The organism is Variovorax sp. V15, assembly GCF_041154425.1.
GTDB lineage: Bacteria > Pseudomonadota > Gammaproteobacteria > Burkholderiales > Burkholderiaceae_C > Variovorax > Variovorax guangxiensis.
On the sequence record NZ_AP028659.1, the window covers coordinates 115,807 to 130,566 of the forward strand.

General features: G+C 68.0%; 13 protein-coding genes. 6 read left to right on the forward strand and 7 right to left on the reverse strand.

Translation table 11 applies throughout. The annotated features are described in order from the left end of the window. Window positions 1–33: 33 nt before the first annotated feature. Together ACAM57_RS00575 and ACAM57_RS00580 are read left to right on the forward strand one after the other, a co-directional pair. On the forward strand, window positions 34–516 hold the full coding sequence (locus ACAM57_RS00575) for a DUF3717 domain-containing protein (RefSeq protein ID WP_369660366.1): 483 nt from the start codon (window positions 34–36) through the stop codon (window positions 514–516). A 2-nt stretch (window positions 517–518) separates the two neighbouring features. Beyond that, window positions 519–824, forward strand: coding sequence for a DUF2007 domain-containing protein (locus tag ACAM57_RS00580; RefSeq protein WP_369660367.1), 306 nt, complete (start codon window positions 519–521; stop codon window positions 822–824). A 15-nt stretch (window positions 825–839) separates the two neighbouring features. Here ACAM57_RS00580 and ACAM57_RS00585 read toward each other — a convergent pair whose 3' ends face one another. From ACAM57_RS00585 to purB, 4 genes are all read right to left on the reverse strand, one after another. Beyond that, window positions 840–1,400: a YaeQ family protein gene (locus tag ACAM57_RS00585; RefSeq protein ID WP_369660368.1), complete on the reverse strand. Its 561-nt coding sequence runs from the start codon at window positions 1,398–1,400 to the stop codon at window positions 840–842. Window positions 1,401–1,450: 50 nt separating this feature from the next. Further along, window positions 1,451–3,592, reverse strand: a complete 2,142-nt coding sequence (locus tag ACAM57_RS00590) for a TonB-dependent receptor family protein (protein WP_369660369.1) — start codon at window positions 3,590–3,592, stop codon at window positions 1,451–1,453. 95 nt (window positions 3,593–3,687) lie between these two features. Continuing rightward, complete coding sequence (locus tag ACAM57_RS00595; RefSeq protein ID WP_369660370.1) at window positions 3,688–4,842, reverse strand: PepSY-associated TM helix domain-containing protein; 1,155 nt, start codon at window positions 4,840–4,842, stop codon at window positions 3,688–3,690. Between the two features lie 130 nt (window positions 4,843–4,972). Continuing rightward, entirely contained in the window at window positions 4,973–6,352 is a 1,380-nt protein-coding gene (gene purB / locus ACAM57_RS00600; protein WP_126021062.1) for an adenylosuccinate lyase, read from the reverse strand. Window positions 6,353–6,482: 130 nt separating this feature from the next. Here purB and ACAM57_RS00605 point away from each other — a divergent pair, with 130 nt between their 5' ends. Continuing rightward, complete coding sequence (locus ACAM57_RS00605) at window positions 6,483–7,094, forward strand: glutathione S-transferase N-terminal domain-containing protein (RefSeq protein WP_126021063.1); 612 nt, start codon at window positions 6,483–6,485, stop codon at window positions 7,092–7,094. A gap of 530 nt (window positions 7,095–7,624) precedes the next feature. Here the strand turns inward: ACAM57_RS00605 and ACAM57_RS00610 are convergent. After that, window positions 7,625–8,239, reverse strand: coding sequence for a glutathione peroxidase (locus ACAM57_RS00610; RefSeq protein ID WP_184639364.1), 615 nt, complete (start codon window positions 8,237–8,239; stop codon window positions 7,625–7,627). Between the two features lie 129 nt (window positions 8,240–8,368). On the opposite strand from ACAM57_RS00610, the gene ACAM57_RS00615 reads away from it, so the two are divergent. The 3 genes from ACAM57_RS00615 to ACAM57_RS00625 all read left to right on the forward strand — a co-directional run bounded on the left by ACAM57_RS00615 (window position 8,369) and on the right by ACAM57_RS00625 (window position 10,763). Next, a complete protein-coding gene (locus tag ACAM57_RS00615; protein WP_093195975.1) occupies window positions 8,369–9,226 on the forward strand; it encodes a ferritin in 858 nt (285 codons plus the stop codon). A gap of 94 nt (window positions 9,227–9,320) precedes the next feature. Further along, window positions 9,321–10,211, forward strand: coding sequence for an RNA polymerase sigma-70 factor (locus ACAM57_RS00620; RefSeq protein WP_184639367.1), 891 nt, complete (start codon window positions 9,321–9,323; stop codon window positions 10,209–10,211). A gap of 90 nt (window positions 10,212–10,301) precedes the next feature. Then, complete coding sequence (locus ACAM57_RS00625; protein WP_369660371.1) at window positions 10,302–10,763, forward strand: carboxymuconolactone decarboxylase family protein; 462 nt, start codon at window positions 10,302–10,304, stop codon at window positions 10,761–10,763. 3 nt (window positions 10,764–10,766) lie between these two features. Here the strand turns inward: ACAM57_RS00625 and ACAM57_RS00630 are convergent, their stop codons facing one another. Both ACAM57_RS00630 and glnE read right to left on the reverse strand, forming a co-directional pair. Continuing rightward, on the reverse strand, window positions 10,767–11,930 hold the full coding sequence (locus ACAM57_RS00630) for a septal ring lytic transglycosylase RlpA family protein (protein ID WP_369660372.1): 1,164 nt from the start codon (window positions 11,928–11,930) through the stop codon (window positions 10,767–10,769). After that, window positions 11,923–14,736 (reverse strand): bifunctional [glutamate--ammonia ligase]-adenylyl-L-tyrosine phosphorylase/[glutamate--ammonia-ligase] adenylyltransferase, encoded by a 2,814-nt coding sequence (gene glnE, locus ACAM57_RS00635; protein ID WP_369660373.1) that lies wholly within the window; start codon window positions 14,734–14,736, stop codon window positions 11,923–11,925. Before glnE ends, ACAM57_RS00630 begins: the two co-directional genes overlap by 8 nt. Between the last annotated feature and the right edge of the window lie 24 nt (window positions 14,737–14,760).

A 14,760-nucleotide genomic window follows, 5' to 3' on the forward strand; every position in this document is an offset into this window, starting at 1 on the left:
CTATGATCGCCGTCCGCTGCTTTTTCACGCTCCATGGCCGCCATACACATCACCGACATCGAGGCCGCCATCAACTACTGGCGCGACAGGACTCCCTCGCCCGACGGAGTCACGCTGGGTCCCGAATTGCGGGCGCTGGCCGAGGTCTACGCGCTCATGGTCTTCCACCACGAGGACGAGGTCGACGAGGTCGGCTTTCCGCAGAAGGCCTGGGCCGCCTGGATGGCCTGGTACGACAGCACGCCCGACACGCCCTGCATCGCCATCTGCTCCACCAGCCAGGGCGACGACGAGTGCAAGGGCTGCGGCCGCAGCTTCGACGAAGTGCAGTTCTGGCCCGGCATGTCGCCCGTCGAGAAGCGCGCCACATGGCGCCGCATCACCATGGAAGACTCGGCCTGGCGCTTCAACCGCTATGCCGAGCGCGCACGCGAGGCGGAGCGCGATCCGTCTTCGCCTGCGTCGGCCGACGAGCCCGAGTTCGATCCCGACGACGAGAAGAACTGGGCCCCCTGACCATGCGCCGCCTCGCGCAAGCTCCCAATCTCGCGATCGCGACCGTGTGGGCGCATGCCTTGCGCGAGGAGGGCGTGGCCGCCACCGTGCAGCGCGAATTCCTCGGCGCGGTGATGGGCCAGCTGCCGCCCGACCAGTGCCTGCCCGAGATCTGGATCGACGACGAGAACCAGTTCGATCTTGCCAAGCGACTGCTGCACGAGTTGCAGCACCGTCCGCAGCGCAGCTGGCGCTGCGTGTGCGGCGAGCAGGTCGAGGGCGGTTTCGAGCAGTGCTGGCAGTGCGGCCAGATGATGCCGGCCGCCTGAGTCTGGCTGCGGCGCTTACTTCCAGCGCGCCAGTTCGATGTCGACGCTGTTGACGCCGTCGCCCAGCGTCAGCGTGTTTTCCTGGATCGTCGCCTGCAGCTGCATGCTGCGCTGCGCGAGCGCGGCCAGCGCCTGCGAGGCAGTGGTCGGCACGCGGTACACCTTGAGGTTCTGCGGCCGCGTGAGCTTGTTCTCGATGCCGCGCCACCAGATCTCGGCCGCGTGGTTGAAGGCGTAGACGATCACCTCGTCGGCCTTGTTGCAGGCCTTGATGATGGGCTTGTCTTCGGGCTGGCCGACCTCGATCCAGAGCTTGACCTCGCCTGTGAAGTCGCGCAGCCACACGTCGGGCTCCTCGACGTTCGACAGGCCGGCGCCGAAGGCCAGCGTGCCGTCGCCGTTGCACACGTCCTGCAGCTGGTGGGCGTTGAGCGCGAGCGCGACGAGCCGGATCATCATTCGCTCGTCGGTCTCGCTGGGGTGGCGCGCCAGGGTCAGCGCGTGGTCGGCGTAGTAGCCGTGGTCGATGTCGGCCACCGCGAGGGTGGCCTTGAAGATGGTGGATTTGAGGGCCATGGGTGCGCGAGTTTAGGCCCGGCGCCCGCCGGCACCCCTCGGGCGAAGCCTCAGAACGCCACCGAGGCCTGCAGGTAGACCGTGCGGGGCTGCCCCACGTACTTGCCGCCGTTGTTGTCCATCGAGCGGTTGAAGTAGCGGCGGTCGAAGAGGTTCTTCACGCCCACCGCGACCTTGAGGTTGCTCATCGACGGCCCGAAGTCGTAGGCCGCGCGCAGGTTCATCGTGGCATAGCCGGGAATGTCGCCCAGCCGGCCGGTGGCGTCTTCCAGCGTGACGTACCTTGCGCCGTCATCAGGCGAACCCGGCGAGCGCTGCTTCGACTGCGCGTAGATGTCGGCGTTGAAGGTCCACGGCCCGCGCTCGTAGCGCGCGCCCAGCGTCGCCACCTGGCGTGAGTAGAAGGGCAGGTCGCGCCCGGCGAATGCGCCGGCCTTCGAGATGGCCTGCGTGTAGGTGTACGTGCCCGATACCGACAGCCCCTTGAGCGATTCGCTCAGCGTGCCGAGGTCGTAGCGCAGCGCCGATTCCAGCCCGCGGTGACGCGTCGCGCCCAGGTCGGTCCACTGGCCGACGTCGCCGGTGATGGAGCGCGCCAGCAGCAGCTCCTTGTCGAAGTTGATGTTGAACAGCGTGAGCTCGCCGCTCCAGGCCTCGCCCTTGTAGTGCGTGCCGATCTCGTAGGTCTTGGCCTTCTCTGGGTGCAGCCCGGTGGTCGACTGCGCGAGCTGCGCGTACTGCTGCGGCCCGAACGACACGCCCGCGTTCGCGAACACCGACCAGCGGTCGCTCATGCGATAGAGCACCGACAGCGTGGGCAGCCATTCGTCCGAATCGATCTTCGGATAGATCGCGCCTGTGGCCCGGCCGTTCGTGATGGTGTAGACGTCGTTGAACGAGCGGATCGACTCGTGCCGCACGCCGGGCGTGATCGTCCAGTTGCCGAAGTCGATGCGGTCGTCGAAGTAGAACGCATGCGCGGTCGTGCCGCCCTTGCTGGTCTGGTAGGCGGGGTTGGCCAGGCCGAAGGCGTTGAAGCCCGGGCGCGGCTGGTAGTAGGCGCTGCGCGTCGCGACTTCCGATGCCTCTTCCTTCAGGTAGCGGTAGCCGACGCTGACTTCCTGCACCACGCTGCCCGAATCGATCAGGCGCGAGTAGCGCGGCTCGACCGCGAAGGTCTTGTAGTTGCGCGGCGCGGAGGTGAGGCGCCGGCGGCCATTGTTCGCGCCGGTGCCTTCCTGCTCGAGGAAGCTGCTGCGGTACGAGTCCGTGTAGTAGGTCAGCATCTCGAACTTGTTCACGCCGTCGTTGTGCGTGTACTTCACCGAGCCGTCGGTGCGGCGGCCGGTGAACTCGTCGAAGGGGCGGTCCGACTGGAAGGGATTGGCCGCGAACTGTGCGGTCGTCAGGCCGCCGGGCATGCGGCCCTTGCCCTCGAAGTGGTGCAGCGTGATGGCGACGTCGTCGGTCTTCGAGATGCGGTAGGCACCCTTGAGCATCAGGTCGTCGATGCTGGTGCGGTCGTTGCTCTGGCGGAAGCCGTCGCCATGCGTGCCCGAGTACAGCAGCGCCAGGCCCAGTCCGTTCTCGTTGGTGCCGCCGATGAAGAGATTGGGCGTGGTCTTTGTGCCGCCGCCGTGGCCGGCGCTTTCGACGCCGACGCTCACCTCGCCCGAGAACCGCTTCGGGATCGAACGAGAGACGAAGTTGATGATGCCGCCCACGTTCTGTGGGCCGTAGCGCACCGAGCCCGCGCCGCGCACCACGTCGACGGCTTCGAGGTTGCCCAGCGACAGCGGCGCCAGCGACAGCTGCGGCTGGCCGTAGGGCGCGTAGGCCAGCGGCACGCCGTCCAGCAGCACGGTGGAGCGCGGCGACAGGCGCGAGGTCAGGCCGCGCACGCCCACGTTCAGCGAGATGTCGCTGCCGCCGGTGCCGTTGCTCTCCTGCACCTGCACGCCGGGCATCTGCCGCAGCACGTCGCGCACGTTGGACGAGCCGCTTTCCTGGATCTGCTTGCGCTCGATGATGCTGCGCGCGCCGGGGTGCTCGAGCACCTTGGTTTCGCTGGGGCTGCCCAGCCAGTCGCCGGTGACGGTGATGGTTTCCAGCGACTTGGCCGCGTCGGCTGCTGCTGCTGCTGGCTCGGCCTCGGCGGCGAAGCCCTGCAGGCTCAGGGGAAGCAGCGCCATCGCGATGGCTGTGCGTTTGTGCGTGAACGACAAGGGAGATCCCTCCTACGGGTTTTCTGGTGATGAAGAAGCAGGTCGTGCGCGGCGTGGAGCCGCTAGGGCGCGGTCGTGCCTCGGGAAAGCGTGTCGTCGCCGCGGGCGGCGCTCGCCATGGCGCGTCGGCGCCACCAGAGCCAGACGCCGCTCAGGCCCAGGCCGCCGAGCGCGAGGCCGAGCAGGGCAGTGACCGCCTCGTGCAGCGGCCCGCCGAGCTCGCCGGTGTGCAGCGGATAGATCACCGCCACCGCGCCGTTGCCGGCGTCGAGGTCCTGCCACTTGCGCGCGGCGAGCACCTCGCCGGTCACCGGATTCAGCCACACCGAGCCGATGCCGTTCGGATGCGGATCGTCCGGCAGGCGCAAGCGCACGCGCATCGGCCGGCCGGCCTTGGCAGGCACTTGTATGAAGCCGATGGGCTGGCCGGGGTAGACCTGCTGTGCGCGCGCCACGAGCTCGTCCAGCGGCAGGAGCGGGCCGGCCGCCGTACCCTTGGGGATCACCGGCGCCTTGACAGGCTGCTGGCCCATCGCGCTGGAGATGAAGTTGCCCAGCGGCCGCCACGCCATGTACGCGCCCGTGGCCACCGACACCGCGATCAGCAGGCCGAGCACCGCGCCGCCGGTGCGGTGCAGGTCGAACAATCCGCGCAGCAGCCCGCGGTCGAGCACGATGCGCAGCGACGGCGGCCAGCGCACCGGCCACCACAGCACGATGCCCGTGACCAGCAGGAACAGGTAGGCCAGCGCGGCGAAGGCGAGCACGCCCTTGCCGGTGTCGTCCAGCAGCAGGCTGCTGTGCAGCTCGAAGAGGATGTTGTAGGCGCCCTCGTGCGTGCCCCGGCGTCCCTGCTCGGCGCCGGTGGCGGGGTCGAGGTAGAGCGTGCCTTCCCATTTGCCGCGCACCCGCACCCGCACCTGCAGCGTGTCGGTGGGCTTGCGCGGCGGGCGCAGCGTGAAGTCGGCGTCGGTTCCGAACTCGGCCGCGAGGCGCTGGCGCAGGGCCTCCAGCGGCAGCACGGCCTTGGTGGCATCGCCGGCCGGGGTCGAACGTGCCGAATGGGCGATGAAGAAATCGGGATGTGCCCAGCGGTCGAGCGGCAGCCCCACCACCAGCATGGCGCCGAGCAGTGCGGTGAGTGCGAGGATCGGACCGAGCGTGAGGCCGATCCAGCGATGGACCTTGAGCCAGAGGCGTCTCAGAGGGGCGCGCATGACCAACAGAGGGGCGGCGGGCCCCTCGCAGAAGTTGCTGGCTGGCGCCCGGCGGGGCGTTGGCTGGAAAAGGATAACCACCGACGCAAAACAGCCGCCTTCAGGCGGCTGTTGCATCGATACAGGACGCTTAAATTCTACTGGCGAGTTCCGCCGCCTTGCCCACGTAGCTGGCGGGAGTCATCGCCAGCAGGCGGGCCTTTTCGGCTTCCGGGATGTCCAGCGAGCGGATCAGCCCGTGCAGCGCCTCGGCGGTCACGGTCTTGCCGCGCGTCACTTCCTTGAGCTGCTCGTAGGCGCCCTGCACGCCGAAGCGGCGCATCACCGTCTGGATCGGCTCGGCCAGCACTTCCCACGAGGCGTCGAGGTCGGCGGCCAGCGCTTCATCGTTCAGCTCGAGCTTGCCAAGGCCGGTGGCCAGGCTCGCATAGGCCAGCGTGGCGTACCCGAAGCCCACGCCGATGTTGCGCAGCACCGTGCTGTCGGTCAGGTCGCGCTGCCAGCGGCTGATCGGCAGCTTCTCGCTCAGGTGGCGCAGCACCGCGTTGGCCAGGCCCAGGTTGCCCTCGGCGTTCTCGAAGTCGATCGGGTTGACCTTGTGCGGCATCGTCGAGGAGCCGATCTCGCCCTTCTTCAGGCGCTGCTTGAAGTAGCCAAGGCTCACGTAGCCCCAGATGTCGCGCGAGAAGTCGATCAGGATCGTGTTGGCGCGGGCCACCGCGTCGAACAGCTCGGCCATGTAGTCGTGCGGCTCGATCTGGATGCTGTAGGGCTGGAAGCTCAGGCCCAGGCCCAGCGGCGCGGGCGTTTCCACGACCTTGCGGCTGAAGGCTTCCCAGTCGAAGTCGGGCCAGGCGGCCAGGTGGGCGTTGTAGTTGCCGACCGCGCCGTTCATCTTGCCCAGCAGCTTCACCGCGGCGATCTGCTCGCGGGCCTTCGACAGGCGCACCGTCACGTTGGCGATTTCCTTGCCCACGGTGGTGGGGCTGGCGGTCTGGCCGTGCGTGCGCGAGAGCATCGACACGCCGGCGAACTGGTGCGCCATCTCGCGCAGCTTGGCGATCAGGCCGTCGATGGCCGGCAGCACCACCTTGTCGCGCGCGGCCTGGATCTGCAGGGCGTGGCTGGTGTTATTGATGTCCTCGCTGGTGCAGGCGAAGTGCACGAACTCGGCGGCCGCGAGCAGCTCGGGACGGGCCTCGAACTTCGACTTGATCCAGTACTCGACCGCCTTCACGTCGTGGTTGGTGGTCTTCTCGATTTCCTTGATGGCCAGCGCGTCGGCCTCGGAGAAATGGGACACCAGGCCCATCAGGTACTTGCGCGCGCCGCCGGTCAGCGGCTTGAATTCGGCGAAACCGCAGTCGGACAGCGCAATGAACCACGCCACCTCGACTTGCACGCGCCGGTGCATATAGCCCTGCTCGCTCATCAGCGGACGCAGCGCCGCGAGTTTGGCCGCGTAGCGACCGTCAAGGGGGGAAAGGGCGGAAACGGTGGAAAAGCTCATGCCTCAATTTTAGGCGGCCGCCGCCCGGTGGGGCCGGCGCGACGCTTTGGGGTCGATTCGGGCTCTGGTTTTCCCGTTCACCTAAAATGACTATTAACAAACGTCATCAATACATAGGGAGAGAGCCTTCATGAAACTGATCGGATCCGCCGCCAGCCCCTACGTGCGCAAGGTGCGCGTGGTGCTGGCCGAGAAGCGGCTCGATTACCAGTTCGTGATCGAAGACGTCTGGGCTGCCGACACCACCATCTCCAACTCCAACCCCCTGGGCAAGGTCCCCTGCCTGATCATGGAAGGCGGAGAGGCGATGTTCGACTCCCGCGTGATCGTCGAATACCTGGACACGCTGTCGCCGGTCGGCAAGCTGATTCCGCAGCAGGGCCGCGAGCGCGCAGAGGTCAAGACCTGGGAGGCGCTGGCCGACGGCGTCATGGACGCTGGCGTGCTCTGGCGCCTGGAAGCCACCTGGGCCGGCCGCAGTGACGGCGAGCGCAGCGCCGCCTGGATCGAGCGCCAGCGCGCCAAGGTCGAGGACGGCATCGCCGCCATGGCCAAGGGCCTGGGCGACAAGCCCTTCTGCAGCGGCATCCACCTGAGCCTGTCGGACATCGCGGTGGGCTGCACGCTGGGCTGGCTGGACCTGCGCTTCCCCGAGATCGACTGGCGCAAGGACTACGGCAACCTCGCGAAGCTTTTCGACAAGCTGATGCTGCGGCCCAGCTTCATCGACACCAAGCCCTGAGCTCGCAGGGCCCTACGAAAGGCGCCGCGAGGCGCCTTTTTTGTCTTTCAGCGATCGCGCAGCGTGTATCAACCCGGCGTCGGCGCAGGACGTCCCAGCAGGGAGCTTCGCCTCGGGCTCGTCCTGCCAGCGGGTCGGGATCGTCGTTTTCGGCCATGACCCGATTGCGCGCAATGGCGTGAACCGGATTCAGAGGGGAACGAGCAGAGAGGGTGGCGCGGACCGGGTTCGCGCTGTCGCGCCACCCTGGCCCGGCCCGAATACAAAAATGCTGCGAGGCGCCCCGACGCGAAGGAGGGAGGGAGGGAGGAGGAGAAGAATCGCCTCGGGATTTCGACCAGACGGCAAGCGCCCGGAAGACCTCGCAACATGAAAACCGCGGGGCAGAAAGTCAGTAGTCAGTCACTGCCCACGCGATTTAGGAGCGCGGCATCGGCGGCACGGTTCCCGTCTGGTTTGTAAACGTTTGTTCCCGATGGCCGGCTGGGGGGTGGTGCAAAAATCGACCGGTCGGTAAAAACTGCTGGCGATCAGTTCGGCCCGAGTTGCTTCTCGATGACGCTCACGAACCCGTTCTCGTCCGGCGCCGTCATGCTCGACCAAGCCTGCACGACCTTGCCGTCGCGCCCGATCAGGTACTTGTAGAAATTCCACTTCGGCGTGGTGCCCGAGGCCTGCGCGAGCTGCTTGAACAGCGGATTCGCGTCGGTGCCGCGCACCGAGGACTTGGCGAACATCGGGAATTTCACGCCGAAGGTGCTTTCGCAGAAATCGGCGATTTCCTTGTTGGAGCCCGATTCCTGGGCGAAATCGTTCGACGGGAAGCCCAGCACCACCAGGCCGCGCGAGCGGTACTTCATGTCCAGCGACTCCAGGCCCTTGTACTGCGGCGTGAAGCCGCAGAAGCTGGCCGTATTGACCACCAGGACCACCTTGCCGGAGTACTGGCACAGGGACTGGGGTTTTTCATCCTGCAGCCGCGGGAAGGTGTGTTGCAGGATCGCCGGGCATCCCGCGGCCTCTGCCGGAGCGGGCGCGGCGGCTGCCGTCTGGGCGTGGGCCGGAACGGTCGAAACGAGGCTCGCCACGAGGGAAACCGCAGGGGCGCAACGCCACAGCATCGACAATCGGAAGGGGGTTCGCATGGCGGGCTCCTGAATCAAAAAGGGATGTGCGCATCCGTGCCGCGACGGCGCGCGTATCCGCATCATCGCGCTTCTGTCATGGGCGCGCCAAACGGGCCGATTAAAATCGACGGCCTTAGAAAGATATAGATGCTCTATCCGGAACTCTTCAGACAACTCGAATCCGTCCGCTGGGACATGGACAAGGACATTCCCTGGCAGTCGTTCGACGCCTCCTTGCTGTCGGAAGAGCAGGCGCAGACCATCAAGATGAATGCCATCACCGAGTGGGCGGCACTGCCGGCCACCGAGATGTTCCTGCGCGACAACCGCCACGATAGCGACTTTTCCGCTTTCATGTCGATCTGGTTCTTCGAGGAGCAGAAGCACTCGCTGGTGCTCATGGAGTACCTGAAGCGCTTCAGCCCCAAGCACGCGCCCACCGAGGAAGAGCTGCACGAGGTGCGCTTCGACTTCGACCCGGCCCCGCCGCTGGAAACCCTCATGCTGCACTTCTGCGGCGAAATCCGCCTCAACCACTGGTACCGCCGTGCCGCCCAGTGGCACACCGAGCCGGTCATCAAGCACATCTACACCACGCTGAGCCAGGACGAAGCCCGCCACGGCGGCGCCTACCTGCGCTACATGAAGCGCGCCATGGAGAAGTTCGGCGACGAGGCCCGTGCCGCCTTCACCAAGGTCGGCGTCCTGATGGCCAGCGCCCGCCGCACGGCCCAGGCCCTGCACCCGACCAACCTGCACGTGAGCAAGGCGCACTTCCCGCGCGACACCGTGCAGAGCCGCATGCCCGACCCCGACTGGCTCGAGCACTGGCTCGACAAGCAGATCAAGTTCGACGCCGTCTGGGAAACCAAGGTCGGCGAGCGCATCCTGCACAACCTGAGCCTGCTGATGAACCGCAGCTTCAAGACTGTCCAGGAGCTGAACCGCTACCGCAAGGAACTGGCGGCCACCCTCGGCCCCAAGCCCGAATACCAGGGCGCATAAGCCCAGGCACCTAGACCAGAAAACGCCCCGCATGCCGGGGCGTTTTTTTGCAGAATCCATGTCACAAACCGGGGACGCTGGCCGTCTTTCCCGCATGGACGACGCAACCCTCACCTTCGACCGCCACCGCCCGCGCCTGCAGGGCATCGCCTACCGCATGCTCGGCTCCATGGCCGAGGCGGAAGAGGTCGTGCAGGACGCCTGGCTGCGCTGGCATGAAGCCGCCAGGGACACCCTCGACAGCGCCGAAGCCTGGCTCGTGACCGTCGTCACGCGCCTGTCGATCGACCGGCTGCGCGCCGCCAAGATCCAGCGCGAGCACTACATCGGCGCCTGGATGCCCGAGCCCACGCTGACCGGTCAGCCTGATTCGCCCGCCACGCCCGAACAGCTGCTCGAGCGCGCCGACAACATTTCCGTCGCCTTTCTCGCCATGCTGGAGCGCCTTGCGCCCGAGGCACGCGCCGCCTTCCTGCTGCGCGAGGTGTTCGACGCCGACTACGGCGAGATCGCCCTCACCCTCGGCAAGACCGAGGCCGCCTGCCGCCAGATCGTGCACCGCGCCAAGCTCCAGGTGCAGGAAGGGCGCCCGCGCTTCACCGTGCCGCGCGAGACCCACGAGCGCCTGCTGCGCGCCTTCGCCGACGCTGCCGCGCGCGGCAGCCTGCATGAGCTGAAGGCGCTGATGTCCGAGGACGTCGAACTCATCGGCGACGGCGGCGGCAAGGTGCAGACCTTCAGCAAGATCCTGCGCGGCAGCCAGCGCCTCGCGCAGCTCTACTACTCGCTGTGGCGCCGCATGGGCCCGGCGGTGCGCATGGAGATCGTCGACATCAACGGCGAGCCCGGCATGCTGCGCTTTCTCGACGGCGAGCTCGAATCGGCCCAGACCTTCGAGATCGAGAACGACCGCATCGTGCGCATCCGCGCGCAGCGCAACCCCGACAAGCTCGCGCGCATCGCTCAGATCTTTTCCTCGAAATAATTCGCGCGGCGTGTCACAGGGCGCCCGGCTCGCCCGTCTTCGGTAGGTAAGCAGATCGATTCCATCGCAACCCACCGGAGAAACCAAACCATGAACACCACCGCACGCCTGAACTGGTTCAAGCTCGTCCCGAAGTCCTTCGAGGCCATCTTCGGCGTCAACGCCACCATCGAGTCGAGCACGCTCGGCAAGGTGCTGGTCGACTACGTCTACGCCCGCGTCTCGCAGATCAACGGCTGCGCCTACTGCCTCGACATGCACGTGCGCGACCTGCGCAAGCAGGGCGAGGAATGGCAGCGCATCAACAGCCTCGCCACCTGGCGCGAGGTTAGCTTCTTCAACGAGCGCGAACGCGCCGCGCTGGCATGGGCCGAGTCGCTCACGCGGCTGGCCGACCGCTACGACGCGCGCGAAGCCGAATTCGCGGCGCTCAAGGCCAACTTCAGCGACCTGGAAATTGCCGAGCTGTCGGTGGCGATCGCGCAGATCAACACCTGGAACCGCCTCAACGTCGCCAGCGGCGTGCCGGTGGCGGTCAAGCCGCTGCTCTGATTGCTACCGGCGCTCCACCACCATCGGCGAGATGTGCAGGCTCTCGCGCAACTGGGCGATGACTTCGCCCGCCGCGTTGCGCGAGGCAAAGGGCCCCGCCTGCAGCCGATGCGTTCCGGCTTCGCTGAACACGCGCAGCTGCGACGCCAGCGAAGGTACGCCGCGCGCGGCCTGGGTCAGCAGGCTCTGTGCACCATCCCGCTCGCGAAAAGCGCCGAGCTGAACCCAGAAGCCCGGCAGCGCCGCCGAGGGTTGCGCGGCGCCAGGAGAGGGTGACGCCGGCGCCGCCTGCAGCGGCGCCAGGTCATTGACCACGATGGCCTGCCGAGAGGGCGGAATCGATGGCGGCGACTGCGCCGATTCGGGCTCTGCCCCGGGCGGCAGTGCAGCGGCCATCGGCGTCTGCGGCGCCACCGGCATCGTCGAAACCTGCGATGCATCGTTGCTCGCTGCTGCGACGGGCGCCGTCCATTCGGCCGGCACCTGCACCGGTTGTTGTGGCACGCGCGCCGACGGCACACGTACGGGCGCAGGAACGGCAGCCGGAACCGGAGCCGCCGCATACGCAGTCCCCGAATCGCGCCGCCATGCGCCCGTGCGGATGTCGTCGTTCGTGATCCGCTCGATCTCCACCGGCGCTACGCCGCGCAGCAGGTCGAGCTTGAGCGCGGCCGTGTAGCTCAGGTCGATGATGCGGCCGTCCACGAAGGGTCCGCGGTCGTTGACGCGCACGATCACCTCGCGCCCGTTGGCCGGATTGCGCACCCGAACGTAGCTCGGCAGCGGCAGCGTCTTGTGCGCGGCCGTCATGGCGTACATGTCGTAGGGCTCGCCGCTGGACGTGGACGCCGCGTGGAACTTGCGCCCGTACCACGAGGCCAGCCCCGATTCGCGGAACGGCCGGTCGTCGGTGATCGGCACATAGCCGCGGCCCAGCACCGTGTAGGGCTTGCTGGTGCCGCCCATGCTGCGGATGGGCTCGACGCGGGGCTCGGCGTCGGGCACGCTGGCGAGGTCGGGCGGAATGTTGGTGCCGGGGCCGTCGCGGCCGCTGGCCACGCCGCCGCCGCTGCGCGGACCGCTGGCACAGCCCGCGAGAAGAACGGCGACGGCTACCGCGCACGCCGCCAGCGCGGTGGTGGCCGGGGAACGGGTTCCCTCAGCCAAATACGGCCTTCCACAGCGCCAGCATGGCGTCGCGCTCGGCTGCCAGCGCGGGCGGCGTGACCTGCGTGGGCTCCTCGTTGAGGCGCGCGCGGTGCTGCACGCGGCGCAGCTCGCGGTAGGCGCGCGCAGCGCCGCGGCCCACGCCCTCGGGCAGCAGCCCGGCCAGTTCGGCGCGCAGCAGCAGGGCGATGTTGCCCACGTTCGGAATCAGCTCGGGATGCTCGGCCGAGGACGACAGCACCAGGAACTGCACCGCGAACTCGGCATCGACCATGCCGCCCGGGCTGTGCTTCACGTCGAAGCGGTCGGCCTTCACCGGCCGCGCGCCGCGCAGCTTGTTGCGCATCGCGATGATCTCGGCCTTCAGCGCCTCGCGGTCGCGCGGCGCCACGAGCACGGCCTCGCGCACCTGGTCGAATCGCGCGCCCAGCTCGGCGCCGTGGTCCTCGCTGCCCAGCACGAAGCGCGCGCGCGTCATGGCCTGGTGCTCCCAGGTCCACGCGGTGTTGCTGCCGCGGCCGAGCTGGTACTTTTCGTAGGCCTCGAAGCTGGTGGTCAGCAGGCCGGAGTTGCCGTTGGGCCGCAGGGCGGTGTCGATCTCGAAGAGGTCGCCCTCGCGCGTCTTCACCGTGAGCCAGTTGATGAGCTTGCGCACGTAGGCCGCATAGACCTCGCCGGCGCGCTCGTCGTCGTCGTCGTAGACGAACACGATGTCGAGGTCGCTGCCGTAGCCCAGCTCCTTTCCGCCCAGCTTGCCGTAGCCGATGATCGCGAACTGCGGCACCTCGCGATGCCGGTTGCGCACGTGCGGCCAGCACCAGCGGGCGGTCACGCGCAGCGTGGCGTCGGCCAGCGCGCTGAGGTCGTCGGCCACCTGCTCGACGGTGAGGCGGCCGTCCACGTCGCGCGCCAGCGTGCGGAACACCTCGGCGTGGTGTGCGTGGCGCAGCAGGTTCAGCAGCCGCTCCTCGTCGGCTTCGCCGGTACGGGTGAGCGATGCGTGGCGCGCGTCGAGTTCGCGCTCGAACTCGGCCGCGACGAAGCGGCCCGAGAGCATCTCGTCGCTCGCGAGCTCGTCGATCACGCCGGGGTGCTGCATCAGGTAGCGCGCGGGCCACTTGGCGGCGCCCAGCAGGCGCAGGAGGCGTTCCTGCACGGCGGGGCGCTCGACCAGTAGCGCCAGGTAGCTCTCGCGGCGCAGCAGCGGCTCGATCCAGTCGGCCCAGCGCATGGCGGCGTCGACATGGCGCGGGGTCTGGCCCGCGCCGTCGCCATCGGGTTCCTTCAGCCACTGGCCGGTGCGCTGCACCAGCTGGCGCAGGCGCGCGCGGGTTTCCTCGCGCAGGGCCAGCACGCGGGGCTGCTCGCACCAGTCGCGGATGCGCTCGGCGAACACCGGGGGCAGGTCGCCGAGCAGGTCGGCCAGATCGGCGGGCGCGGCGGCCTTCTTGCCATTGCACTTGCCGTTGCAGGGCTTCTCGCCGCCCAGCAGCTTGTCGAACTCCTGCGCGACGAACTCGCGGTGCGTGTCGAGTTGCTCGAGGAAGGGGCAGCAGCTGGGGTAGCCCATGCTCTGGGCGATCCAGCGCAGGTCGTCGTCGGACACTGGCAGCACGTGGGTCTGCTGGTCGTCGAGGTACTGGATGCGGTGCTCGACGCGGCGCAGGAACTCGTAGGCCGCGGCCAGCGAATCGGCCGTTTCCTGCGGCATGAGGTTGGCGCGCGCAAGGCGCTGCAGCGCGTCGAGCGTGGGCCGCGTGCGCAGCTCCGGAAACTGGCCGCCGCGCACCACCTGCAGCAGCTGCACCGTGAACTCGATCTCGCGGATGCCGCCGCGCGAGAGCTTCACGTCGTTGGCACGCTCTGGCCGGCCGGCGCTGCGGCGCGCCGACTGCTCGCGGATCTGCCGGTGCAGCACGCGCAGCGAATCGAACACGCTGTAGTCGAGATAGCGGCGGAACACGAAGGGCAGCACCGCGCCGCGCAGCGCCTGGGCCTGGCCTGCGAGCACGATGTCGCGCGGCGCGACCACGCGGCTCTTCATCCAGGCGAAGCGCTCCCACTCGCGTCCCTGCACCTGGAAATACTCTTCCAGCGCATCGAGCGAGACCACGCTGGGGCCCGAGTTGCCGTTGGGCCGCAGCGCCAGGTCGACGCGGAACACGAAGCCGTGCTCGGTGGTGTCGCCCACCAGCGCGTAGATGCGCTTCACGGCGCGCGCGAAGTACTCCTGGTTGGCCAGCCGGCCACGCCCGTCGGCGTCGCCCCTGGTTTCGCCGTCGACGTCGTAGAGGTAGATCAGGTCGATGTCGCTCGACACGTTGAGCTCGCGCGCGCCGAGCTTGCCCATGCCCACGATCCACAGCTGCGCGCGCTGGCCTTCGGGGCCCAGCGGGGCGCCGTGCGACGCGTCGAGTTCGCGGCAGGCCTCCTGGCACGCGATGTCGAGCGCCAGCTCGGCCAGCTCGGTGACGGCGGTGGTCACCACGGCCAGCGGGGCCTGCTCGTCGCAATCAAGAGTTACAAGCCGCTCCATCACGAGCTGCCGCACAATGCGCAGAGCGTCGCCGACGCCGTCCCCGCGCTGGCGCAGTGCCTCGTAGGCCACCGTCATCGATTCGCGCCGCGGCGCGCCAGGGGGAAGTAATGAAAGCTCGGCTGCATACCTGCGGCGCAGGCGCTGCACGAACCTCGAATACGAAGAGAAGGCGTCTTTCGGCGCCGAAGAATTGGGAGAAATGGTGTCTGGCAACTGGTTCACACCGATGCTGGTTTCCGTGGAACCCGTCTGAAAGCTGGCGGTCATAATTCCGGACACAGCGCGATCCTC

Coding starts and splice junctions, on each gene's coding strand:
- purB (WP_126021062.1), bottom strand. CDS start 6,352: ATGAGCTTTTCCACCGTTTCCGCCCTTTCCCCCCTTGACGGTCGCTAC.
- ACAM57_RS00615 (WP_093195975.1), top strand. CDS start 8,369: ATGCTCTATCCGGAACTCTTCAGACAACTCGAATCCGTCCGCTGGGAC.
- ACAM57_RS00610 (WP_184639364.1), bottom strand. CDS start 8,239: ATGCGAACCCCCTTCCGATTGTCGATGCTGTGGCGTTGCGCCCCTGCG.
- ACAM57_RS00595 (WP_369660370.1), bottom strand. CDS start 4,842: ATGCGCGCCCCTCTGAGACGCCTCTGGCTCAAGGTCCATCGCTGGATC.
- ACAM57_RS00575 (WP_369660366.1), top strand. CDS start 34: ATGGCCGCCATACACATCACCGACATCGAGGCCGCCATCAACTACTGG.
- ACAM57_RS00580 (WP_369660367.1), top strand. CDS start 519: ATGCGCCGCCTCGCGCAAGCTCCCAATCTCGCGATCGCGACCGTGTGG.
- ACAM57_RS00620 (WP_184639367.1), top strand. CDS start 9,321: ATGGACGACGCAACCCTCACCTTCGACCGCCACCGCCCGCGCCTGCAG.
- ACAM57_RS00590 (WP_369660369.1), bottom strand. CDS start 3,592: ATGGCGCTGCTTCCCCTGAGCCTGCAGGGCTTCGCCGCCGAGGCCGAG.
- glnE (WP_369660373.1), bottom strand. CDS start 14,736: ATGACCGCCAGCTTTCAGACGGGTTCCACGGAAACCAGCATCGGTGTG.
- ACAM57_RS00625 (WP_369660371.1), top strand. CDS start 10,302: ATGAACACCACCGCACGCCTGAACTGGTTCAAGCTCGTCCCGAAGTCC.
- ACAM57_RS00605 (WP_126021063.1), top strand. CDS start 6,483: ATGAAACTGATCGGATCCGCCGCCAGCCCCTACGTGCGCAAGGTGCGC.
- ACAM57_RS00585 (WP_369660368.1), bottom strand. CDS start 1,400: ATGGCCCTCAAATCCACCATCTTCAAGGCCACCCTCGCGGTGGCCGAC.